The following is a 22357-nucleotide window of genomic DNA, read 5'->3' as shown; positions in this document are numbered from 1 at the left end:
AGGGACGCGTCAGCCGCCGGAGGCTTCACGAAGGGTCAGTGGTCGCATATCGGTCCACAGATCGTCGACGGCGGCGAGACAGCGCTCCTGGCTGTCTGGTTCACCGACGGGGGTCCACCCTGCGGGGATGTCCTGGTCGGCCCGCCAGATGCTGTACTGCTCCTCGTGGTTCACGACCACCCTGTACTGGTCGTTCCGGGGCCCTTCGGGCGCTTCCGCGGGAGGCTCATTTCGAGTCACGTGGCACGACCTGTTCGTGTTCGGCGATCCTTTTGCCTAGCAGTTCGGCGAAGGAACGCAGTTCCGGGGCACGGAAGATGTCGGCCAGCTTCACCGGGACGCCGATCTGGTCGCGCACCTGGGTGACGACCCTCATCGCGGTGAGCGAGCGCCCGCCGAGCAGGAAGAAGTTGTCGTCGGGGCCGATCCCGTCCAGACCGAGGAGGCTCTGCCAGATCTGGACCACGACGTTCTCGATGTCCGTTGTGTCCATGCTCGCGTCCACCGGCTCGCTCATCGCTCCACGTCCTCGGCCATCAGGTCGTGCACGCTCTTCCGCATCGCGCGCACAAGCTGTTCGACATCGGCGTCGGCGCTGCTCGCCCGCCGCCCGATCGCCCGGCCCGCGACGACGGGGCCGTGTCCGGAGAGCTCCAGAGTCAGGTCGGACTCGGACCAGCCGTTGAACTCCACGTTCCAGGAGGTCTCCAGTCCGGCGAAAACGGGCGCGGGCTGTTCGTCCTCCCAGGCGAACACAACCCGGAACGGATCACCGGTCGAGCGGCCCCGCTCGGAACGCGCGGCTTCCAGGATCACCGCCGGGTCGGTGGTGCAGTGGCGCTGGGCCTCCCGCATCGTCCGGGAGACGACATCCAGGCAGCCTGTCGCCGAGAGATCGACAGGCAGCCGGAACCGTACGGGCAGGACGCTGACGTACTGCCCGATCTCCGCCAAACCCACGTCCACTCCACGGCGGGATATCGGCACTCCGACGACTACGTCGCCGGTCCCCGTCTGCTGGGCGATCGCGCGCAGGAAGGCCGACAGCATCAGTGCCTGGAGTGTGACGCCCCGGGCGGCGCCCACGCGGCGCAGCTGAGCCGGGTCGGCGTCCGTCAGTTCTACGGGAAGGCACCAGCCGGTGAAGTCCGCGAGTTCCTCGGCGCTGCGCTGCCCCGGCAACTGGGCAGGCTCCGGGGCCCCTTGCATCATGGCCGCCCAGAAGACCTGGTGGTCCTCGTCGGTCGCGCCCTGGTCGGCTGCCCGCGCAGGGTGCGCGTCCGAGGACGGAGCGACCAGGTTGCGGACGGGATCGGCCAGGGCCGAGTAGTGCTGTGCGATCTCCTCCAGGAGACGGTAGATCGCAACGCCGTCCACCGCGATGTGATGGAAGGTCAGGAGGAGAACGTGCGAACGGTCCCCCGAGGGGATCAGCTGGTAGTTCCACGGCGGCTCCACTGACACGTCGATCGCCTGCGCACCGGCCCGCCGGACCGCGTCGGTCAGATCCGTGTTGCGAACCGTCAGCGGCCGGGCGGCCGGGGGCCGCGGCACCGCTGTGAGCTTTTCGCCGTCGAAGACGTACGAGGTGAGGAGCGCGGGATGGCGACGCTCGACGGTGTGCAGAGCGCGTTGCAGGTCCGCCGTCCGGAGGGGGCCCCGCATCCGGACCGGGACCACGATGTTGTAGATACCGTCCGTACCCGCGAGTTCCTGGTGCAGCCAGAGCTGCCGTTGCACCGGTGACGGACCGTCCGGCGGAGAGCCGGGTGACGCAGACTCCTGGTGCCCAGCGCGTCCGACGGTGTCCACCAGTGCCGCCAGTTTCCCCAAAGACTCCGCCGCGAGCACCTCGTGCACCGGAATGGACACCCCGAGGTGGTCACGCAGAGCCGTGCTCAGCTGCGCGGCCTTGAGGGAGTGTCCGCCGAGCGCGAGGAAGTTGTCGTCCGCTCCGACCTGGCGGGTGCCGAGCAGTTGCTGCCACATGCCGCCGATAGTGCGCTCTGTCTCCGTACCCGCCCGTACGTCCGATTCACCGCTGTTCCCGCCCAGCGGCCAGTGGGGTTCGGGCAACGCCTGGCGGTCCACTTTCCCGGTGACGCTGATCGGCAGTTCCGGAAGCAGTTCGATGACCGAAGGGCGCATCCAGTCCGGCATTCTCGTGGTGAGTTCCCGCTTGATGTCGTCCGTCTCGAAGCCGGCGCCGACGACATAAGCGACCACCATCCGCTCCCCCGCCGGATTGTCCCGGGCCACCACTGCGGCCTGGCGGATGCCCGGCAGACCGAGCAGGGTCTGTTCGACCTCGGCGGGTTCCAGGCGATGACCGCGGATCTTGAGCTGCTGATCGATGCGGCCGTGGAAAGTGAACGTCCCGTCGGGCCGACGGCGTACGAGATCTCCGGTTCGGTACCGCCGGATGCCTGCCGCGTCGTCCACGAACCGCAACGCCGTGCCGTCCGGGTCGTCGAGGTACCCGCGGGCGACCACCGGTCCCCCGATGTGCAGTTCGCCGGGCTCACCGTCGGGGACCGCGACCCCGCTCCCGTCCACCACAACGCAGTCGACGCCGGGCAACGCGCGTCCGATGGTGTCGGACGTGCTGGCCGGTGTCACCCGGTGCGTGGTGGTGATCACGCCGGTCTCGGTGATGCCGTACACCGCATGCATGTCGGTGTGTTCGCACAGATTGCGCAGGAGGGAGGCGGGCACCGACTCCCCGCCCAGCATCACGGTCGTGGCCTCGGGAAGCTTGTCGAAGTCGGCATCGCTGAAGGCGCCGAACAGGCTGGGAACGCCGTGCACAATGGGCGCCTCGATCTGCGACACCGTCGCGATCAGCGCCGGGCCGAGGAGGTCGTCACGGTCCGGCACGAACAGCGTCCCGCCGGTCGTCAGAGCGAGCCACAGGTCCATCATCGCCACGTCGAACGACCAGGAGGTGGCGAGCACATGGGTGCGGGGGCTCCGGGCCAGGTCCAGGTAGGCAGCCATCTCTCCGACGGTGTGTGCCAGCACTCCATGGGTGACCACCACGCCCTTGGGCCGGCCAGTGGTTCCCGACGTGAAGCAGGTGTACGCGGCCCGGTCGGCGTCCGACGGCGGCAGCACGGCCGCCTCCTCCGTGCCCGGATCCGCCCCGTCGTAGCCGGGGCGGTCCGCCGCCAGGTGACAGGTGCGGGAGTCGGTGATCACCCTTGCCGGGCGGGCCAGTTCGACGATGGTGCGCAACCGTTGCTCGGGCTGGTGCAACCCAACCGGGACCGCGCAGCCGCCAGCCAGCATGACGGACGCGATCCACACGGCCTGGTCCGCACCGGAGTTCAGCATGACGACCACGCGCTCCTCCGGCTCCAGTCCCTGGGAGACCAGGAGCCGTGCGCGGCGGTGCGCCAGGTCGATCACCCCACGATGGCTGAGGGTGGTGTCGTTGTCGCGGCACGCCGGTGCGTGGTGGGCCCGCTCGGCGACGCTCAGCCAGCGGTCCAGTACGACGGGATGCTGATCGGTCATGCTTTCGCCTCACTTCGCTCGACGGTCCGTTGGCAAGGAACGGAGGTCACAGCTGTCCCTCCGGTACGTCACGGCCCAGCAGCACCGAACCCGCCAGCGCGGTCACCTCGGTACCGAACATGGCGTGCTGGCTGGCGGTGTGCGCATCACGGAGCAGGTGCGCGAACCGCGATGCGCGCAGGGCCGCGCCGCCTCCCGCGGCCAGGTGCAGCTGGTCCACGACCCGCAGGCACGAGGCACGTACCGTGTTCATCGCGATCCGCAGTTCCGCTTGCTGCCTGGGGTGCGGAACACCGTCGGCGCACGCGTCCTCCAGCAGGCCGACCGTCCGGTGCAGCAGGGCCCGCGCCGACTGGAGGGCGCCCCAGGATTCGGCGACCAGGATCTGTACGTACTCCTGATCCGCGAGCAGGCCGCGGCCGAACGTGGGGCGTTTGCTCCTTGACAGCGCGGTGAACGCGTCGAGCATCTCGGTGGCGATGCCGACGAGGATCGCGGAGCACGCGCCGAACGTGGCACGGAAGGACATCCGGAAGGGCGGGTCCTGCCAGACCGGCGGTCCGCCGAGGCTGGGGACGACGCGATGGACGGGGACGGCCAGTTCATCGACACCGAACACACCGCTGCCCGACGAGGCCAGACCCAGACCGTCCCACGGCTCGCGGTAGGTGATTCCCGACGCGGGCACCAGCACAAAGGCCGAGCGGGTGACGGACTGCTGCGCGAACACCGCATGTACGGCCACCCAGTCACACGCGTTGACGCCGCTCCCGAACGCCCAGCGTCCTTTCAGCACATAGCCGTCGCCCTCGCGTCTGATCACTCCTGTCGGCGCGAGGGCACCTCCGACCCGGGTGCCCGGATCCGCGTACACCTCAGCCACCAGTTCCGGACGGGCGTGGCAGAGCAGCCAGGGCGCTGTTCCCATGATGAACAGGCACCAGGCGGTCGCGGCGTCCACCGCGGCGATCCGCTCAACCGCGCCAACCAGGTCGGACAGCCGACCGCCGCGACCGCCCAGCCATCGGGGCAGGCACAGGCCGGTCAGCCCCGACCCGGACAACAGGTCCGCGACGTCGGTAGGAAAGTCTCCAGGCACTTCCAGTTCGTACGACCGCTTCCGGAGTTCGACGCACACCTTGTCGAGCACCTCGTCAAGCGGCACCTCGCGTTCAGTCTGTGGCACGGTCATTGAGGCCTCCTGCCTTCGAGCCTCGGGGAGGCGAGCATGGAAACGATGCTTCCCTCCACAAGGGCCAGATTGATGTCCGCGCTTCCGCCCGCGAACGTGCAGGCCCTGGCGCTGGCCTGGTCATCGAGAAGTTCCTCGAGCGCGTCCTCACCAAGTCGGCCACCGGGCTGGCCAGCAAGGGCCGCGGTCCTGGCCACGGCCACGTCCGCGGCGACCGCGCAGCAGGCGAATTTCGCGATGCTGCTGTCCTCCAGGGACACGGCATCCGTACCGGCGCGCAGCAGGGACCCTTCGAGCAGCGCCTGCGCCGCGGACAGCCGTCGGACGAGGTCGGCGCGCGTCTGCCGCGGAACGTCCGTGATCCATCGGCGTGCATAGGCGAGTTGCTGCGCCGCGAGCATCATCCGTTCACGCGCGAGCCCGGCGAAAAGGGCATCGGCGCCAGGTCCCCGGTACAAGTCCTGCTCGGAAAGGGAGTAGGAGTGCACCGCCAGCTCGGCGAATCCGACGCCCCGCCAGGCTCGCCCGCCCAGCAGCGTACGGCGCACTTCGGGACGGCTGGTATCCACCAGCACGAGGACCAGGCCGCCCTTGGACCTGGCCGCCATCACGGCGAAATCGCAGTCGGCGGCCCCCGCGACATAGGTCTTGATCCCCTCCAGCACCGGTCCGGAAGCTGTCTCGTAAATGGTCGCCTTCAGGCTGGAGAGGTCGCTGCCGACTTCTGGTTCGGTCACCGCGATCGCGGCCAGCGCGCTGCCAGTGCGGGCCGCCGGGAGCAGTCGCGTGGCCTCGGGTGCGGCCCCGGGACCGGTGAGATAGCTCCGTACCACCTGCCGATGTGTCATGACGCGTGCAGCCAGGCCCGGCGTGAGCAGTTCGGCCAGTACCTCGGCCATGATCAGGTCGTCCAGCAGTGTGGTCCCGTCGACGGGGCACGTCTGTTCCAGCGCCGATACCAGGCGCCGCGCTTCGGCCGTCACCAGACCTGAGGGAGGGACGGAAGAGGAGGGATCCGACAACACCAGCGCTGCCCTGAGCCGGTCTGCGAGCAAGGGATTCAGCCTGCCCAGGCGGCCCGGCCAGGGACGACCGGATTCGGGGCCGTGCTTCTGCCGCTGACGGAGCTGAAGCCGGTGCACGGTGTCCGGCCCGCGGTCGAAGACGCCCGCGCCGGCGTGCACCTCCTCGCACTTGCGCACGCACTCGGCAACGCAGTCGACCACAATGGCGCAGACGGTGTCGATTCCCGCGGTGTCGGTTTCCGCGCTGTCGAGGTCGCGTGCCAGTTGATCCAGTACGGCGTCGGCGGACCGGTGTGCCGTGATCGCCAGGGCCAGCCGTTGCCGGAGGACGGCGTTGTCCATCAGCGGACGTCCGAACGCGGTGCGGCCGGCCAGCCACCGGGCAACCCGGACCAGGTAGTCGCGCCCCGTCTCGACCGCGAGTACCGCGCTATCCAACGCGTCCCGCACTTGGCGCTGGTCCGGCTCGTCGTCCACTGCCGGGTGGTGGTCCTGGACAACTGCGGGGTCAACGCCGTCGGCGAGCGCCTTGGCGTGGCGCCGTCTGGCCAGCCATATCTCGCGTGTCAGGTCGATCGACTTCGGCCGGGGCGTTTCCTGGTACTGGGTCACATGTGCGCCTTCGTCGTCGGGTTGGGGCTGATCACGCTGGCGAGCCGCTCCACCAGGGCGAGCAGTTCCGCGTCCCTTCCCTGGCCGGCGACCACCTGCAGGCCGACCGGAAGACCGGAGCCCGCGGGGGTCACCGGCATCGACACGGCGGGGAGTCCGCCGACGCTGGCCATCGCGCACCAGATGGACAGGGAGAACAACGGCACCTCCGTGTCCCCGACCGTCGTGTGATCCGCCAGCAGGGGCACTCGGCTGTCGCGTAGCGGAAGAGCGGTGGTTCCCATCACAGGAAGCAGCAGCGCCGAGTACCGCGAGAAGAACCGCTGCCAGCGCAGCCGGTACTCGGCTCGTACGCGGTCCAGCCGGCGCCAGTCGTGATGGGACATGCCCGCGCACCACCATGCGATGCTGACCGGATCCGTACCGACCTTTGGAGCGGGCTCGGCGTCTGCCGGAACCTCCGTGTCGTCCTCTGCGTACAGCAGTTGCTGGCACAGCAGCCAGTTCTCCGCGAGTCCGACCGGCAGCTCGACCTCGTCGATCCGGTAGCCGTCGGCCCGCAGTCGCTCCACGGCGGCGCGCAGGCCGGCCGTCACCTCGTCGGACACCGGTGCCGATCCGTCGGACAGCACGGCGGCGATCGTGGACGGGCCAGCTGCGCGGACGCCGGATCCGTGCGAGCCCCACAACGTTTTCCACACCAGGCTCAGGTCCGCGGCGGAGCGAGTGAGGGGACAGACCGCGAGCATGTCCGGCGTGTCCCACTCAGTGACGGGGCCCGGGACGTGCCCGAGGGTCGGCATGGTCCCCACGGTCGGCCGGAACGCGAAGACTCCGCAGACATGGGCGGGGATACGGGCCGAGCCCGCCACGTCGCTGCCGATGTCGAACACGGTGTGCCCCGCCGCCACCGCCGCGGCCGAGCCCCCTGAAGAGCCGCCGGGACTGCGTTCGGGGTCCAGGGGATGTGCGGTCCTGCCGTGTTCCTGATGCCAGGTATCGATGTCAGCCGCGCGGGCCGGCGCATTGCTGCGGCCAAGGACGACCGCACCGGCTGCCCGCAGGCGGGCGACGGCCAAGGCGTCCCGCTCGGCGGCGACACCGTGCGGAGCACCCGCTGCCACGTCATGCGCGCCGTGCGCGAATCCGCGGACCTGGAAGGTGCGCTTCACCGTCACCGGAATCCCGCACAGCGGCTCGGGGACGGCGTGGCTCAGGCGTAACCGGTGGTCGCAGTCCGCCGCGGAGCGCAGTGCGGCGTCGGCGTCGATCTCCACCACGGCGTTGATCTCCGGCTCCGCCTCGACGCGCCGCAGGCATTCCTCGACGAGTCCGACACTGGTGAGTTGCCCGGAGCGCAGCCGTACCGACAGGCCGCCGATCCCGTCGGCGAAGGATGGGACGCTCACGTGGCCGCCCGGGAACGCTGCTCCTGGACCAGATCGGCTATCCGGTCCAGACCGACGTCGATCTGCTCCGGGTCGAGCTGGCTGAACGACAGGCGCAGCTGCCGAGTCCATGTCACCCCGGAATAGAAATGGTGCATGGGTGTCCAGATGACACCGTGTCGGCGTGCCGAGTGCTCGAGCAGTGCGTCGTCCACGGGGAAGGGCACCGTCAGCACCAGGAAGTACCCGCCTCCAGGAGTGTTCCAGGTGACGTCTGCGGCCTCGGTGTCCTGGCGGAACCGCTGTTCCAGTCCGTCGAGCGTGAGCCGGAGATTTCGCCGGTACACCTCGGTCTCCCGGACGTTGGCTTTCACGAGGCTGCAGCCGTTGGCCAGCAACTTGCCCCCGATGACAGCCTGGGCCAGGGGCGAGGTATTCACCGTGAGCATGCTCTTGATCCTCGACAGCTGATCGGCAAACGGTCCGAGGTCGAGCCCCCCGGCATCGGTGACGCGCTGGTCGGCCACGACGTAGCCGACTCTGGCGCCCGGCAGCCCGCTCTTGGCGAAGGAACCGAGGTAGACCACTCGTCGACGACTGTCCATCGCCTTCAAGGTGGGAAGACGTTCAGCGGCGGAGAACAATCCGTAAGGGTTGTCCTCCAGCACCAGCAGGTCCAACTCGGCGGCCAGTTCGAGCAGACGACGCCGGGTGTCGAGGCCGAGACTGACGCCCAGCGGGTTGGAGAAGTCGGACACCACGTAGCAGGCGCGGGGCCGTTGCCCGTTCTCCCTGGCCATCCGGACCGTCTCGGCCAGGTCGTCGAGATCGATTCCGTCCGTTCCCGACCGCACGGGGAGGACGGGGAGGTCGACGAGCCGGGCGGCGCCCGTGAGACCGACGTACGTGGGTGAGACCGCGAGCACCACATCCCGGTCGTCGGTCCGGAACGCCCGCAGGACCAGGAACATCGCTTCCTGACAGCCGACGGTGACCACGATCGACTCGGGATCGATATGGATGCCCTCGTCCACGGCGAGATTCTCGGCCACCAAGTCGTGCACGATTCCCTTGGTCCGGCCGTACTGGAGGACCGTCCGGCGCACGTGTTCCGCGGACCAGCCCCGGGCGTCGGCAAGGTGGTCGCAGAAGGTGCGCAGGTAGTGATGAACGTCCTCGATGTCGAACAGCCCCTCGTGGGGGCGCCCGGCGGCGAAGGAGAGCGCGTCGGGGAATCGTTGGGACACCTCATTGAGGAAGGTCATCGACTCCAGCGTCGGATCCACGAGTGAGCCGTGGAGCCCATTGATGTCCAGCGATGCGAACCCCGCAGTCCGCGGTGTCGTGTCCGTTCTGGAGTAGGAGGGTCGATCCACCTCTGTCGCCCTTTCATCATGACCTCTTCGATACGACGAGACTCAGGCCGCCGTCACCGTGAGCCGGCCGGCAGCGGCCAGGTCGGGGCAGCCAGCCAGGAGCATCGCGGCCTCGAGTTCCGTACGCAGCAGCCGCAGTACCCCGGCGGCTCCGTCCTCGCCCTCGGTGGCCAGTCCCCAGAGCGCGGGTCTGCCCAATAGCACCCCAGCCGCTCCCAGAGCCAGCGCCTTCAGCACGTCCGTACCGCCGCGCACCCCACCGTCCAGGTACACCGGGCAGCGTCCGGCCACCGCGCGTACCACTGCGGGCAGCGCGGTCGCGGCCGGCAGCGCCCCGTCCAGTTGGCGACCGCCGTGGTTGGAGACCACAAGGGCATCCACCCCGACGGCCGCCGCCCGGTCGGCATCCTCGGGATGAAGAATGCCCTTGAGCACCAGGGGGAGTTCGGTGCGCTCCCGTATCCAGTCGAGGTCGGTCCAACCCAGCGCGGGATCGATGAACTCGTCGGTGTGCACCATGGGGGCCGAGGTTCCGGGGGTCGCACGGTGGGCCGTTGTACCCACAGTGCCTCCGGCCGTGTCCAGATGGGCGGCGGTCACCGTCTCCGGCAGCGTGAAGCCGTTGCGCATGTCCCGCAGTCTGCGGCCCATACGGGGAACGTCCGTGGTGAGGACCAGCGCGCGGCAACCTGCCGCCTCGGCCCGGCCGATCAACTCCCGTGTCTTGGCCCGATCACGCAACCAGTACAGCTGGAACCACAGGTCCGCGCCTGCTTCCGCGATCCGCTCCACCGGGTAACTGCTCAACGTGCCGGCGATGAACACCGTGCCCGCCGACCTCGCCGCACGGGCCATCGCGAGCTCGCCGTCAGGGTGGACAAGGCGCTGGTACGCCATGGGCGCGATCGCCACGGGCATCGAGACGGGGACACCGAGAAGTTCGCCAGCGGGCTCGGCACGGGCTATGCCGGCCAGCATCCTCGGGGTGAGCCATGTCCCTTCCAGGGACACCCGGTTGCCCGCCAGCGTCGTCTCCGCTCCGCTGCCGCCCTCGATGAAGTCCCAGACATCAACCGGAAGCAGTTGGCGTGCCGACCGTCCGGCATCGGCCAGTTCGTGAAACGCGGTGCTCCCGGAAGCCCCGGGTCCGGCTGCCGTGGTCCGCTCAGCCACGTCCGTCATGACAGGACGCTGTTCTGGGCCCGCTCCGTCTCGACAGCCTCGTACAGAGCCTTGATATTGCCAGAACCGAAGGTGCGCGCGCCCAGCCGTTCGATGACCTCCATGAAGAAGGTACGACGCGGGTGGGTGGAGCGAGTGAATATCTGAAACAGCTGTCCGTCGTGGTCCTCGTCCGCCAGGATCCCGAACCGTCGCAGCTCGTCGGTGGAGTGCGCAGCCAGCGTGAGGTGTTCGCCGAGCCTTTCGTAATAGGCGTCCGGCACGTCGAGGAACCCGACGCCGCGCTGTGCCAGTGCTCCGACCGTGCTCACCACGTCGTGGGTACTGAACGCCACGTGCTGAACGCCCGAGCCGCCGTGATTCGCCACGAACTCGTCGATCTGACCGGGCTCTGCGGCTGGATCGGGCTGGAGCAGCGTCAACGTCACCGCGCCGGAAGCACTCTGGACAACCTGCGACAGCATGGCCTGGGCGCCGACGACGATCCGCTCCTCGAAGATCACCTGGAATCCGAGTACGGACTCGTAGTAGGCGGTCCCGGAGGCCAGTTCACCGGCCTCGAGCGCGAAGGCGAAGTGGTCGATGGCAAGCAGCCCCACTCCATCGCTCTGTTCGGCCGGTCGGCTCGCGATGAAACCGTGCGGCCAGGAGGCTTCAGTGGCTTCCACCCGGTCAAGGCCGTGCTGTACGAAGGTGTGCCTCACGCCTCCGCAGCCGTCGATCACAGCGGTGACACCTCCGTGCGGGCCGTCATGGCGTAAAGGCGGCGAGAGTGGCCGGGCCCCTCGCGACACCGCTTCGTCGAACGCCGCCTCGGCATCGGGAACGCCTAGCGCGATGTCGGCGACCCCGTCACCGTGTGCCGTCAGGAAGGCATGAGCGGGGTGTCCCTCCGACCGAGGTTGGGTGAGTACGAGAAGAACGGCGTCCTGTCTCAGGGCAACGGAGTAGTGCGTGTCACCGCCGTCCAACGAACCCGAGGTCGCCACGGTCTCGAACCCGTAGCTCGCCACGAACTCGGCTTCTCTGGCGACGACATCCTCTACATAGAGCTCTATATGACTAACCGCCATGTCGATCGGCATGGGAGACCCCCTCATAGAACTTCTCGGCGCGGCCGGTGCGGCTCATGCCGGCACCGGAGTTCGCGGCGTACGAATCAACGGGCAGACGCACTCCAGATCACGGGACAGAAGGCGGGATCCGCATAGTCGGGGAATCCATCGACTGTCCTACGAACCAATACGTCATGGTTGTACGAGGCGATCCTGCCGTTCGGCAGGAGAAACTCCCGGTAGGCGTTCCCCTCATCCTGAAGGTGCAGCGATACGGCTCTCCTCGGCCTGCTGGAGAGGTTGGGTCCGCTGCCGTGATAGGTACGGCAGTGGTGAAAGCTCACATGCCCCTTGGGTATGACCACCGGCACTTCACGCACTTCAGAATTATTTAACTCAGCCGTTCGACTGAGAACAGCGTCGAGGTCTTTGCGTCGATCGGCGAAATGCAGCGCCGTCACACTGTCGGCACCAGCTTCCTGCCATAGGTGACTTCCATCGATCATGGAAATGGTACCCATGCGCTCATCGCAATCATGGAACGGAATGAAAGCGGTGAGCATCCGCTCGGAGGTCGAGGTCGCCCAGTAGTCACGGTCGAAGTGCCATGGCACGGTGTTGTTCGGATCGTCGAGGCCAGCTGGTTTGTAGATGAGCGTGGACTGAAATATTCGAATCTCGGCGGCACCAGCGAGTTTTGCGGCCACTGCGCCCAGCAGAGGCTTGCGCAGAATCGCAGCGATTTCGTCATCCTCGTAGTGGATGTAGTCGTTATGTCGCTGCACATTTCCCTCCTCCTTGACCCAGTAGGAAAGAGAAGGCGGGCGTGCCGGGAGGCGGCGATCACGATGACCGGCATAGAACCGCTCGCTCGCGGTGGCCAGTAGGTCCACCTCGTCGTCGCTCAGTAGCTTACGTGAGAGATACCATCCGTGTTCCGCATAGAATCGCACGTCCTCGGTGGAGGGCAGCAATTCCCGGTCGGACTCGCTGAGGCTGAAGGATTCTGCCAGATCAGACAACATGACCCCTTCTTCAGTCGAACAGCTCGGCATTCCGCGTGCGGGCAGCACAGAGCAGCAAGATTTCGAGATCTCGGCGTATCCACGGCCTCAGCCAATAAACAGGCAGCTCCTGCGGCTATCGACCGTATTGAGCCAGCTCTTTCTCCGCGATCTCGCTTATCACGCGCCAGAGGTGTTCCACGTCGGAACGCGTCGTATGAATATTTCCGATGGAGAGACGGATGACATACCCTTCCCTGATCACTGAGTGGGACACATAAACCCTGCCGTCCGCATTGATCGCGTCAGTGATCCGAGAATTCAGCGCGTCGATGTGCGCCTGCTTCCCCTGTTCGTCCGGTCCGTCGCCGGGCAGTCGGGCCCAGGGCTCGTAACGCAGACACACCAACGGGTAGACCGAGGTATTCACACAGTTCCAGTCCGGGTGGCCGGCCGCGGTCATCCGCAGCCAGTCCGCCAGCCGGATCGCATGGTCGAGTCTGGCCGCGAGGCCAGAACGGCCAAAGGTCCTGATGACCCACCACAGCTTGAGCGCTCGGAAGCTTCTGCCCAACTGCGGCGAAAAGTCCATGTAGTCGACGGTGTTGTCGTCCTTCGCCGAGGTCAGGTACTCGGGCACAAGGCGGAAGGTGTTGGCCAGGACGCCTGCGCGACGGCAGAACAAGGCTGTCGCCTCCAGCGGCACGAACAGCGTCTTCTGGGGATTGACCACTAGGGAATCGCCGACCGAGAGGTCCTCCAGCCGTCCCCGCAGCGTCGGAGCCAATGCGTAGAAGCCGCCGTAGGCCGCGTCAACATGCAACCAGACGCCATGCCGCGCGCAGATCTCCGCCACATCTGCCAGCGGATCGGCAGCGGCAACCGATGTCGTCCCCACCGTGGCGACGACAGCGACCGGTTGTACCCCAGCGTCGAGGTCACGCCGGATCGCGTCCTCCAGCAGATCCGGTCTCATCCGATACTCGGCGTCGGACGGCACCTTTACTACGTTGTCCGCACCGATTCCCAGCGTGATCGCGGCCTTGTCCACCGAACTATGGGCTTGATCTGAGGTGTACACCCGCAGCACCGGAACTCCCGGGCCTGTAATCCCCCGGGTTCGTACATCGAAATCGAGCGCGGAGTCACGGGCCGCAGTTAGCGCGTAAAGTGTTGCCAGTGAAGCCCCGTTGACCAGCACGCTGTCCGCGGTCTGCGCATATCCCACCATCTGCGCGATCCAACGCAGCACGACTTCTTCCAGTGCGGTCGCAGCCGGACTGGTTTTCCATAGCATTGCGTTGACGTTCAGCGCCGCAGTCAGCGTCTCGGCCAGGACACCGGAGAAGCTCGCCGTAGTGGGGAAGTAGCCATGGAAAGATGGATGATTCCAGTGCACTAGATTCGGCATCACCCTGTCTCGCGTTTCAGCAAGAATATGTTCGAATTCCTCTCCCAACTCCGGGAGGTCGGAATCGAGCAGAGCTAACAGCTCCACTGCGTCGCAGGGTGTCGCGACGGGTGTCTGACGAATCGACTCGAAGTGCTCACGAATCACCGTTAGAAGTTCCTGGCCGTGCTGCTCGAATGTCTCCGGACTCCAGTCACCGAGGTGGTCAGGCATCCACAGCCCTTTGGATGCCATCGTGATCCGATGTCGCCTCGACATCGACGGGGAGCTCGGTCAGATAGATAATTCCCCGTGGCCCAGCGCAATATTTGGCATAGAAGTCACCAAGAATTAACTCCTCGCGCTCGATGAACACCTCATGCTCAGAGCGACTCCGCCATGTGTATTTCATCCAGATCTCGGAATGATTATCCTGGAGCTGGAAGAAGCGTCCATGTTCGCACCAACCAGGGTTGACGTGAGCCGGCGGACCCACCAAGTCATCCATTTCCTGCATGAGCTCCAGAGCCCTGTCCGCGAATTCCGGCTTGAGCCGCCACGTCTCGATGACAGTCACCATGATTGCCTCAACCTTCCCCCGGAAGCCAGAATCTGATCACAAAGAGAAATGACCACTGTTCGTAAACAGTCGCATGGCGCAACACTTTCGACACAGAATTGAACGAGGAAGAAACCCGTCACGCAAACGATCACCATTAGATCGTTCACGCTTACACAATGAGGCTCTTCACGTCCGCACGTCAAGGCCCCCCGTGGCGCTCATGCCATACTTCATGAATCATTCAAAGACAGGTAGAAGGCATCGCGTTTTCAGGCCACGAAAATCACCGCTGCGCGTCCGGAAATGACACCCCAGAGATTTCGGCAGCTACACAAGAACAGCGCGGTGACCTCGGAGGATCCGAAGGGACAACGGTCGGCGAATCGGCAGCGCCACCGACGTCACGATGGGCCTGAACAGCACCTTCACTCACTCCATCCCATCCGCACAAATCATACTTTTAGACATAAAGGAGAGATGTAATCTATGTTCTCATTCGATGGCCTTACGAGAGCAAGGGCATTGGCCGTCCATGAAGCTCTCCGTACACGAGTGCCGATCCCCCCGCTGACCGACTCCGAGCCGTCGCTGAATCTGACCGCCGGCTACGCCGTCCAGCAAGATCTAGTCGACCTGCTCATTGATGACGGCAACCGGGTCATCGGTTACAAGGTGGGAGCAACGTCCATCGCCATGCAACGTCAGCTCGGCATCGATACCCCCTTCCACGGGCCCGTGTTCGCCTCGACCCTCTATCTCGACGGCGACACCATCCCCCTGAGCCGCTTCATCGCTCCCCGGGTCGAGTCCGAGATAGCCCTCGTCGTCGGAAAACACCTGCAAGGCCCCGGGGTCGATATCGCCGAGGCCCGCCGCGCGATCACCGGGGCCACGGCAGCCATGGAAATTGTCGACTCCAGGATCATCGACTGGCGGATCAAGTTGGCGGACACGGTCGCCGATCTCGGTTCCAGCGGAGCGATGGTGACCTCCCGCAGGACCGTGCCGCTGACTGACATCGACACCCGACTGATCGGGATGAGACTGACTCGCGACGGTGAACTCATCGACGCCGGCGTCGGCTCCGCCGTATTGGGTAATCCGTTCGCGGTCGTGGCCTGGTTGGCCAACACCCTCGGCGAACGCGGCGCCGCCCTGGAACCCGGGCACCAGATCCTGACGGGTGCTCTGCACGCCGCCGTACCACTGAAACCAGGTGCCGTGTTCCGGGCCGAGTTCGACCGGCTCGGCTCTGTCAGCATGCGTGTATCCGGCCGAAAGCCTGAGTAGGGCTTGGTCGGGTTGGTGTCCGCGCGGGGTACTTCGCTGTGCTGGAAGAGTAGACGCTCGCCTCACTCGACCGGGTCTTCGACCGCCTCGACCAGGAGGCGCTGGGCTGGCTATTCATCGACGAGGCGGGGAAGGGCCACTCTGCAGATGGCCGTCGGAGGCATGTGGCGGGCCCGTCTACGGTCGTCGTCGGCCACCCGCTGCAACTGCCCGTGACGAGCCTGCCCTGGACCTCGCAGCGCCCACTGCGCGACGAGTATGGGGTGGCCGAGGAGTGGGCACCGGGCCGCACGTCGTCCACCAGGTCGCCGACCGCACGAACCACTACGGCACACTCCTGCCGGCCGAGTTGCCCGACGGCTCGCTCGAAGCCTGGGTCGGCTCCCCGCTGCGGATTCATCGGCGCTGCGACGCCCCCCATGTTCACCATCAGCAACGCTGTCGCGTACGACGGCCTCACGGTTTACGGGACACCCGACCGCGGCCCCTACCGATACATCCTCGGGAAGTTGCTGGGTCAACGTCCCCGTCCGCCGGCCGGACGTGCCGTCAGGGAGGTCAGGGAGGACGCCTTTCCCGAGCTGAAGGCTGTCAGAGCCTCAGCTGGAGCTGCCTGAACTGGCCACCGCACCGGGCAGATCAGGGAGGTACCCGCCGTGATCCGCCCTCCTTGTACAGGGCAACAGTCATGAGACGTAGGCCCTCGCCGCCCACCGACCAACAGCCGTAAGCTTTCAGCACTGGGCATGCCCAACCCGGCGAAGTACGAAATCCGTGCACTATCCGTTGATCCGCTACGGGATCGGTGGGGCTTCGGAGCGCGCGATGGCGATCTCTGTGCTGATGCGGCCGAGGGCCCCTCAGACGCCCCCGTCGCGACTCGACCGAGGGGCTCCCTCCTCGGAGGCGGCTTGGTCGCCCGGCTGGCCCGGCTCAGGGATCCTCCACTGCGTGTGGTCGGGCCAGAGCAGGACACTCAGGGCACCCTCCAGGTCCACGACAGTCAGCATGTCGGGCCAGACGGTGCCATTGATCACGTTGGTAATGACCTGTCGATTGACACCGCTCTTCTTCGCGAGGGCATTGGCGCTGGTTCCCTGCTCCGCCATCGCCTCTGCGAGCCTGCGGGCTATGGCCTGCGCGACGAGGGCACCTCGATGTGGCTCCATCACGGCGTGCGGCCAGTCGCCGTTGACGACGAAGCTGCTCGGCTTCTTGGCACGTCTCATTCCTCCAGGCACGGCATAAGTGTGACCGAGGCGCACTCCGGATGCGCTCCCCGCCCCGCGATGCTACTTGTATAGCAAGTAACGGAGTGTGATTTTCCAAGGAAGAAACGCATGAAACAGATCGGCGAACGAAGCACCGATCGCCTCGGAATGCCCGGAGGGGCCGTCGCGCAGCAGGGGCCCCTCCGGAACCGTCGCGGTGCGACGCTTAAAAGCGGTACTTGAACGCCCGCTTCACGTGGTTCACGGTCACTCTCACAAACTAGTGGGTTCACAAGTAGGGGCAAAACCTGCTGGTGAGGGCACCGCGATCCACCCTGGCGGCGAATCCCAGCTCGTTTCCCTGCTCCGCAGGAGTCCATTTCCCCTCCGCCCTGAACGGCGGAGTATCCACGGAGGAATCCGATGAAGCACCCGCTGTCGACGTCGGGCAGCGAGGCTTCACCGATCACCCAGTAGAGCGGGGTGGGCCGTTCGCGGGTGCGGCTGAGCTGAGGCTTTGACAGAACACAAACCGTCGTCCCCAATCGCTTGGAGACCATTACCCGATTGCGTGCATAGCGCACTCATGTGGGGCTCCGGCCCTCCGAAGCAGTGCCGCTCCGCAGACCTGATCGGCTGCTGCGTCATGAGTTTTCTCGTTTCTCCACACCGTGGCCGATGAGTTTGTGGCTCCGGGCCGGTCCAAGCTCGTGACACCCCAGGAAAGGACATCGCCATGTCGGAACTTCTCATCGACTTCATCACCTCCCTCGACGGCTACGCATCGGGAGAGGGATGGCCCGGGTTCTGGGGCCTCGAGGGTCCGGAGTACCTCGCATGGCTCGGCGAGCAGCCCGAGGCCACCTACCTGATGGGAGCGAACACCTACCGCCTGATGTCGGGCTTCGCGGCAGGCGAGGTCCCGACTGGCCAAGACGAGTTCAGGCCCGAAGAAGAGGCGTCCGTCGACGAACTCACGCAAGCGTCCAAGGTGGTGTTCTCCTCCTCACTCGAGGAGCCACTGACGTGGGCCAACTCCACACTTGTCCGTGACGGCGCCGTCGAGGCGGTCCGCGCCATGAAGTCGAGTGGCTCGGGGCTCCTCAGCACGATCGGCAGCCTCAGCCTGTGCCGGTCCCTGCTACGAGCCGGACTCGTCGACCGCTTCCGGGTCGTGATGTTCCCGGTGATCACCGGGGCCACGGGCGAGGAACGCATCTACGACGGCTATCCGGACGTTGCCCTCGAGATGATCGAGCACCGCACCTTCGACAGCCGCATCCAGCTGGTCGAGTACAAGCCCCGCGTGCTCGAGCACCCGCCGCTCGGCGTCCCTGCGTGACATCGCCCCGTCCGCCGGTCTGGACGGCCGCCAGGCCGGCGGCTTCGGCCGCGGGGCCCTGACACACGCTCTTCGCCCCCCCACATGCTTCAAGACGCAACGCAGTGGAGGGAAGAGCGTCCCGGGCCGAATTCAGGTCGAGGCGTCCAGAACTCAAAGCTTCGGGTCACGCAAGGTCTCGGAAAGCTGTTCGGCACTCAGTAGTGCCGGATGCTCTGGTGTGGTCATCAGTGTTTCCTTTCCTCCCTGATTCGTGCTCGCAACGCCGATGGTGGGCTGGTCAGGACAGGTTGCCGTCACCAAGGGCCTGGTAGATGGCGGTGGTACATGACGTGGCCCGCCGTGAGCCGAGAATGGCGGCCCCCATGTCGTTCATGACGTAGCTGTTGTCACGCGCCGGCCGCGGTCCATGATCGCCATCGAGCCGCCCCGGCCTCCCCAGAACGCAATGCGGCTGTCAGGGAATCAGGACAGGGTGCGCCGGTCGGGCAGTGCGTATCCCATGCCCCATCGCAGATGGAGTCCGTTGACGAGGTTCACGCCATTGGACTGCTCGTCGAGGATGTGCCCGATGGTGTTGGGCTTGAGGAGCTGACCATGGGCGGCGGCCCCTGCGCGGGCGATGGGGGCAAGGATCTCGGCGACAAACAGGGCGTTGCCGTGTCCGTTGGCCGCGCCCAGGTCTGCGGCGCGCCAGGCCGTGGTGTTGGCCGCACCGGCGTCGAACGAGGGGCCGGTGAAGGGCCTGTAGGCGGCGGTGTCGTGATCGAGTGTCGAGGGATCGAAATCGCGTGTCGGTGCGATGACGCCGACGACCCGTTCGCCGTCGGCGTCACGCAGCCCGATCTGGAGGTCGGCGCCGAGGAGCTGGACGTTGTGCTGGTGCACGAAGTCACGCAGCGGCAGTCCGGTCAGGCGGTGCCGTTGTCGATCAGCCGCTCGTAGATCCTGGGAACGTTGTCGGCATTCCCTTGGTCGTCGTACCGGACGAACTCAACAGGACGGCCGCGAAGTCCGTCTCGGCTGTTGACGTCCGCACGCCAGATTTCATGAGCGAGACAGGCCGACCGGCTGTTGTCCGCGAGGGAACCGGTCAACGACAGGCAGTATCCGATACGGATCGGTGCCGAGGGGCGACGATGTCATGCCTCGCTTCCGGTGGGCGTGGCCAGGAGTTGCATCTCCCAGGCGAAGGCGACACCGCTGGCACCGCCGTGCTGCGCTTGGACCTCGGCCGCGCCCTGCACGGTCTTCTCGCGGGCCCAGTCGCGCTGCCACTCGCCCAGCACGGCCATCCAGGTGATCGGGACCACGCCCGCCTGGATCATGCGCTGCACCGCCATGTCGTGAGCCTCCTTCGAGACGCCGCCCGACGCGTCGGTGACGACAAAGACCTCGAAGCCCTCGCCCGCCGCCTGTATCGCCGGCATGGCCACACAGATCTCCGTCCAGAGGCCGGCGATGATCAGCTTCTTGCGTCCTGTCGCCTTGACGGCATCCACGACACGCTGGTCCTGCCAGGTGTTGATGAAGGTCCTGTTGATCGGCTTCTGCTCCGGGAACACATCCTGCAGACCCTGGATAAGAAGGCCACCGCGCTCCTCCAGGACGGTTGTCAGAATGGTCGGAACGTCGAACACTTTGGCGGCCTTGGCGAGCCCGACGGCGTTGTTGATGACCATCGTCGGTTCGTGGCTGTGCAGGTTGGCGACCTGGAACGGCTGGTGGTCGATGAGGGCGAGCACGCTCTCCTCGGGCGTCAGCAGCGCGCCGAGTCCGGCCTTGTTCTCAGTACTCACGAGATTCCCCTCCTGGAACTTTGCGTCCGCGGGCCTCCGGCAGCGCACCCACGTCTCGATGCCCCGCAGCGAGCCAGCCGCGGGCTGACCGGGCCGGGAACCCAAAACCATTTGGTTGACGCGTCACCTACGCTAGATGCCAGTGATTGACGCGTCAACTAGCGTCGATCTTGGGCGTTCAGGCGAGCTGGTCAGACAGGGCCATCGGTCCGTGAAGCGGAACTGGGCTACGAGGCGTGGGCACTGCGGACCATCAGCCGTATCCCAGTCGGCCGTACTTGTGGGCAGACCGAGCCGATCTCGGCGACCGAGACACCGTCTCGCGCCCCAGCCGCAGGCCCGAGAGGCACCGTGGCCCGCCACGACAGCAGGGCGGGTTCTCGGTGCAACTCGCCCACGCCCAGGGCCCTCGAGTCACCACCGGCGATGCCCTTCGGGCAATGGGCGCGGACGAGGGCGTTCCCGGGCCCGAGCACGGCGACGGCGACGGCGACGGCGACGGCGACGGCGACATGGACGCCGTCGTGGACTCGGTCGGCGGGCAGCAGCTAATGAAGTTCTTCGCGAAGCTGGCCGCTCACGGCACGCTCGTCGCCGTCGGCGACGTAACCTCGCGTCCCGTCACGTTCCCGCCGGGTGCCTTCTCGGCAGTGAGAACCGGCACGGCCGCGCGATCGTCACCTTCTACTCGTTGGACGGCCCTGCGCCCGGCCAGGATGTTGAACACTTGGCCCAGCTGATGGCCGAGAAGGTGCTCACGCCCCACATCGGCTGGCGCGTCGACTGGAGTCGGCGGATGAGGCCGTTGACCTGCTGACATCCCGCCGCCTCCACGGCAAGGCGGTCCTGGACGTCTCAGGCGGTCGGTGACCTCAAGAGCGCAGAATCGCAGCTGACGGGACCGGACCGGCCGACAGCCGCTGGTCGCGCGCCGCGAACGTCCGCTCATGCCGATTTCCGGATTGCACCCCACGACCCGGTCGGAATCCGAAACACTGGCGGATCGGGGCGATCAGGGACCGGTGTCGACAGGCCACTGTCCGGCGTGTCCAGTTTCGACTCCGTGAGTAGGAGTACCGCTATCACTGCGGGTCGGGAATGTAGATGGTCAGGAACGACTTCTGGTTCTCGCGTTGGACGTCCGAGGCGCCGGCGTGGGCGGGCGGGGAGGCTCTCCCGACCAGCGGGCTGTCAGGCAGGGACATCGCGCAAGCCCGAGGGCTGGTTCGCGCTGACCGTTTCAGCATGCTTTACCGCGCATATCACTAGCGGCGGTTTATTGACGGCGGGCGGTGTGCTGGTGTCTTCGTCGCCAGCGTGAGCGGCGCAGCTGAGCGCAGGACGCCTCCTTCAGCTTCCGTTCGCGGCCGAGCGTGGTGGCTGCCGTGCCTGGTTCCGGAACTGCGCGGGCGATGAGCCGACCACGCGGCGGAACGCGGTGCTGAACGCGCTCTCGGACAGGTAGCCGGTGGCCCGTGCGAGCTCGGAGATCGACAGAGTGTCGCGGGCGAGGGCGTCGCGCGCCAGGCTCATGCGCCATTGGATCAGGTACTCCAACGGCGGGACACCGACGTGGCTCTTGAAGGCCTGGGCGAAGGCGGAACGCGACATGTGGCTGATCTCGGCGAGCTCCTTGAGGGTCCAGGAGTGGGCAACGTCCGCGTGCACGGCACGCAGGGCGGCGCCGATGCCGTCCTCGTTCAGGGCGCCCAGCCAGCCGGTGGGCCGATCCGTCTGACCGGCGTGAGCACGCAGCATGTGCACGAGCAGGATCTGTGCGAGGTGGTTCTGCACCAGCGGGCCGCCGACGGCGGCGACACCGACCTCGGTGGCCAGGAGATCGATCAGCTGCGCGAGCCGCCCGCCATGAGGATCGTCCACGCGGACGATCACGAGCGGCGGCAGAAGATCGGTCAGGAGGGCCGCGTTACTGTCGTCGAACGCGATATGCCCGACGCAGAGGTAGAGGTCCTCCTCGGACTCCGGGCCGATCCGCACGAACCCGTCTTCGGCACCCGCCCACACCTGATCCGCAGGGCGCGGGCTTGCGTCGAGCGTGCTGGCCAGCACGTAAGGCGGGGGGTTGCCCAGCATGAAGGTGTCGCCCTCATGCAGGAGCACCGGCTCGTGCCCTTCGAGGATCAACCAGCACGTGCCGCGCACGAGGCCGCCGATCCGCACGTGCAAGAACGTGTCGAAGCGCAACGCCCACTCACCCACGGCCCGGAGGTTGGGCCCGATCACCGTGCGGGGCCTGAGCAGGCCGATCGCGTCAGCCACTGGATCCCGAAACCCGAGCACCGACTACACCTCCTGGACGATACGTAAAGAACGCCGGACTCTGCATTATGGATAGTATCCCCGATCTCCCGCAGTATCGATGTCGAACGGATCGGCATCGAGAGAGTGATGG

At 66.5% G+C, this 22357-nt stretch carries 21 protein-coding genes; 3 read left to right on the top strand and 18 right to left on the bottom strand.

Annotated features, from left to right (window positions below):
* Nucleotides 1-9: 9 nt before the first annotated feature.
* The 12 genes from OG718_RS52030 to OG718_RS51975 all read right to left on the bottom strand — a co-directional run bounded on the left by OG718_RS52030 (nucleotide 10) and on the right by OG718_RS51975 (nucleotide 14320).
* The gene (locus tag OG718_RS52030) at nucleotides 10-240 is read right to left on the bottom strand and encodes an MbtH family protein (RefSeq protein ID WP_328847618.1); all 231 of its coding nucleotides are present in this window, start codon (nucleotides 238-240) and stop codon (nucleotides 10-12) included.
* Nucleotides 227-517, bottom strand: a complete 291-nt coding sequence (locus OG718_RS52025) for a phosphopantetheine-binding protein (protein WP_328847617.1) — start codon at nucleotides 515-517, stop codon at nucleotides 227-229. Before OG718_RS52025 ends, OG718_RS52030 begins: the two co-directional genes overlap by 14 nt.
* Nucleotides 514-3516 (bottom strand): non-ribosomal peptide synthetase, encoded by a 3003-nt coding sequence (locus OG718_RS52020; protein WP_328847616.1) that lies wholly within the window; start codon nucleotides 3514-3516, stop codon nucleotides 514-516. The genes OG718_RS52025 and OG718_RS52020 overlap by 4 nt, the downstream gene beginning before the upstream one ends.
* A gap of 46 nt (nucleotides 3517-3562) precedes the next feature.
* The gene (locus OG718_RS52015; protein ID WP_328847615.1) at nucleotides 3563-4708 is read right to left on the bottom strand and encodes an acyl-CoA dehydrogenase family protein; all 1146 of its coding nucleotides are present in this window, start codon (nucleotides 4706-4708) and stop codon (nucleotides 3563-3565) included.
* Nucleotides 4705-6345, bottom strand: coding sequence for an acyl-CoA dehydrogenase family protein (locus OG718_RS52010; RefSeq protein WP_328847614.1), 1641 nt, complete (start codon nucleotides 6343-6345; stop codon nucleotides 4705-4707). Before OG718_RS52010 ends, OG718_RS52015 begins: the two co-directional genes overlap by 4 nt.
* Nucleotides 6342-7754, bottom strand: coding sequence for an amidase family protein (locus OG718_RS52005; protein ID WP_328847613.1), 1413 nt, complete (start codon nucleotides 7752-7754; stop codon nucleotides 6342-6344). Before OG718_RS52005 ends, OG718_RS52010 begins: the two co-directional genes overlap by 4 nt.
* Nucleotides 7751-8998: an aminotransferase-like domain-containing protein gene (locus OG718_RS52000; RefSeq protein WP_328847612.1), complete on the bottom strand. Its 1248-nt coding sequence runs from the start codon at nucleotides 8996-8998 to the stop codon at nucleotides 7751-7753. The genes OG718_RS52005 and OG718_RS52000 overlap by 4 nt, the downstream gene beginning before the upstream one ends.
* Before the next feature lie 153 nt (nucleotides 8999-9151).
* On the bottom strand, nucleotides 9152-10291 hold the full coding sequence (locus OG718_RS51995; protein ID WP_328847611.1) for an alpha-hydroxy acid oxidase: 1140 nt from the start codon (nucleotides 10289-10291) through the stop codon (nucleotides 9152-9154).
* Nucleotides 10288-11376: a 4-hydroxyphenylpyruvate dioxygenase gene (gene hppD, locus OG718_RS51990; RefSeq protein ID WP_328847610.1), complete on the bottom strand. Its 1089-nt coding sequence runs from the start codon at nucleotides 11374-11376 to the stop codon at nucleotides 10288-10290. The genes OG718_RS51995 and hppD overlap by 4 nt, the downstream gene beginning before the upstream one ends.
* Before the next feature lie 74 nt (nucleotides 11377-11450).
* Nucleotides 11451-12371: a phytanoyl-CoA dioxygenase family protein gene (locus tag OG718_RS51985; RefSeq protein ID WP_328847609.1), complete on the bottom strand. Its 921-nt coding sequence runs from the start codon at nucleotides 12369-12371 to the stop codon at nucleotides 11451-11453.
* Nucleotides 12372-12486: 115 nt separating this feature from the next.
* A complete protein-coding gene (locus OG718_RS51980) occupies nucleotides 12487-13974 on the bottom strand; it encodes a pyridoxal phosphate-dependent decarboxylase family protein (protein ID WP_328847608.1) in 1488 nt (495 codons plus the stop codon).
* On the bottom strand, nucleotides 13967-14320 hold the full coding sequence (locus OG718_RS51975) for a hypothetical protein (RefSeq protein WP_328847606.1): 354 nt from the start codon (nucleotides 14318-14320) through the stop codon (nucleotides 13967-13969). Before OG718_RS51975 ends, OG718_RS51980 begins: the two co-directional genes overlap by 8 nt.
* A gap of 534 nt (nucleotides 14321-14854) precedes the next feature.
* Between OG718_RS51975 and OG718_RS51970 the strand changes: the two genes are divergently transcribed.
* Nucleotides 14855-15592, top strand: a complete 738-nt coding sequence (locus OG718_RS51970; RefSeq protein ID WP_328847605.1) for a 2-keto-4-pentenoate hydratase — start codon at nucleotides 14855-14857, stop codon at nucleotides 15590-15592.
* A gap of 860 nt (nucleotides 15593-16452) precedes the next feature.
* On the opposite strand, the gene OG718_RS51965 is transcribed toward OG718_RS51970, so the two are convergent.
* Nucleotides 16453-16821: a helix-turn-helix domain-containing protein gene (locus tag OG718_RS51965; RefSeq protein WP_328847604.1), complete on the bottom strand. Its 369-nt coding sequence runs from the start codon at nucleotides 16819-16821 to the stop codon at nucleotides 16453-16455.
* Between the two features lie 718 nt (nucleotides 16822-17539).
* Here OG718_RS51965 and OG718_RS51960 point away from each other — a divergent pair.
* Nucleotides 17540-18145: a dihydrofolate reductase family protein gene (locus OG718_RS51960; protein WP_328847603.1), complete on the top strand. Its 606-nt coding sequence runs from the start codon at nucleotides 17540-17542 to the stop codon at nucleotides 18143-18145.
* A gap of 465 nt (nucleotides 18146-18610) precedes the next feature.
* Here the strand turns inward: OG718_RS51960 and OG718_RS51955 are convergent, their stop codons facing one another.
* The 3 genes from OG718_RS51955 to OG718_RS51945 are packed head-to-tail and all read right to left on the bottom strand — an operon-like array spanning nucleotide 18611 to nucleotide 19944.
* On the bottom strand, nucleotides 18611-19033 hold the full coding sequence (locus OG718_RS51955; protein ID WP_328847602.1) for a hypothetical protein: 423 nt from the start codon (nucleotides 19031-19033) through the stop codon (nucleotides 18611-18613).
* Between the two features lie 23 nt (nucleotides 19034-19056).
* Nucleotides 19057-19260 carry an ABC transporter substrate-binding protein gene (locus OG718_RS51950; RefSeq protein ID WP_328847994.1) on the bottom strand — a complete coding sequence of 68 codons (204 nt, stop codon included), beginning with the start codon at nucleotides 19258-19260 and terminating at the stop codon, nucleotides 19057-19059.
* 27 nt (nucleotides 19261-19287) lie between these two features.
* Nucleotides 19288-19944 (bottom strand): hydrolase, encoded by a 657-nt coding sequence (locus tag OG718_RS51945; RefSeq protein ID WP_328847601.1) that lies wholly within the window; start codon nucleotides 19942-19944, stop codon nucleotides 19288-19290.
* Between the two features lie 440 nt (nucleotides 19945-20384).
* Here OG718_RS51945 and OG718_RS51940 point away from each other — a divergent pair, with 440 nt between their 5' ends.
* Nucleotides 20385-20684, top strand: coding sequence for a hypothetical protein (locus tag OG718_RS51940; RefSeq protein WP_328847600.1), 300 nt, complete (start codon nucleotides 20385-20387; stop codon nucleotides 20682-20684).
* Between the two features lie 342 nt (nucleotides 20685-21026).
* On the opposite strand, the gene OG718_RS51935 is transcribed toward OG718_RS51940, so the two are convergent.
* Both OG718_RS51935 and OG718_RS51930 read right to left on the bottom strand, forming a co-directional pair.
* Nucleotides 21027-21149: a hypothetical protein gene (locus tag OG718_RS51935; protein WP_328847599.1), complete on the bottom strand. Its 123-nt coding sequence runs from the start codon at nucleotides 21147-21149 to the stop codon at nucleotides 21027-21029.
* Nucleotides 21150-21294: 145 nt separating this feature from the next.
* Nucleotides 21295-22224 carry an AraC family transcriptional regulator gene (locus OG718_RS51930; protein WP_328847598.1) on the bottom strand — a complete coding sequence of 310 codons (930 nt, stop codon included), beginning with the start codon at nucleotides 22222-22224 and terminating at the stop codon, nucleotides 21295-21297.
* Nucleotides 22225-22357 lie beyond the last annotated feature (133 nt).

It is taken from the genome of Streptomyces sp. NBC_00258, assembly GCF_036182465.1.
Lineage (GTDB): Bacteria > Actinomycetota > Actinomycetes > Streptomycetales > Streptomycetaceae > Streptomyces.
This window is presented reverse-complemented; position numbering and strand designations above follow the sequence as displayed.

Bases quoted from the DNA above. Each gene is read 5' to 3' on its own strand.
- OG718_RS52025 (WP_328847617.1), bottom strand. From the start codon at position 517: ATGAGCGAGCCGGTGGACGCGAGCATGGACACAACGGACATCGAGAAC.
- OG718_RS52020 (WP_328847616.1), bottom strand. From the start codon at position 3,516: ATGACCGATCAGCATCCCGTCGTACTGGACCGCTGGCTGAGCGTCGCC.
- OG718_RS52015 (WP_328847615.1), bottom strand. From the start codon at position 4,708: ATGACCGTGCCACAGACTGAACGCGAGGTGCCGCTTGACGAGGTGCTC.
- OG718_RS52000 (WP_328847612.1), bottom strand. From the start codon at position 8,998: ATGACCTTCCTCAATGAGGTGTCCCAACGATTCCCCGACGCGCTCTCC.
- OG718_RS51995 (WP_328847611.1), bottom strand. From the start codon at position 10,291: ATGACGGACGTGGCTGAGCGGACCACGGCAGCCGGACCCGGGGCTTCC.
- hppD (WP_328847610.1), bottom strand. From the start codon at position 11,376: ATGCCGATCGACATGGCGGTTAGTCATATAGAGCTCTATGTAGAGGAT.
- OG718_RS51985 (WP_328847609.1), bottom strand. From the start codon at position 12,371: ATGTTGTCTGATCTGGCAGAATCCTTCAGCCTCAGCGAGTCCGACCGG.
- OG718_RS51980 (WP_328847608.1), bottom strand. From the start codon at position 13,974: ATGCCTGACCACCTCGGTGACTGGAGTCCGGAGACATTCGAGCAGCAC.
- OG718_RS51975 (WP_328847606.1), bottom strand. From the start codon at position 14,320: ATGGTGACTGTCATCGAGACGTGGCGGCTCAAGCCGGAATTCGCGGAC.
- OG718_RS51965 (WP_328847604.1), bottom strand. From the start codon at position 16,821: ATGAGACGTGCCAAGAAGCCGAGCAGCTTCGTCGTCAACGGCGACTGG.
- OG718_RS51960 (WP_328847603.1), top strand. From the start codon at position 17,540: ATGTCGGAACTTCTCATCGACTTCATCACCTCCCTCGACGGCTACGCA.
- OG718_RS51940 (WP_328847600.1), top strand. From the start codon at position 20,385: ATGGGCGCGGACGAGGGCGTTCCCGGGCCCGAGCACGGCGACGGCGAC.
- OG718_RS51935 (WP_328847599.1), bottom strand. From the start codon at position 21,149: ATGTCCCTGCCTGACAGCCCGCTGGTCGGGAGAGCCTCCCCGCCCGCC.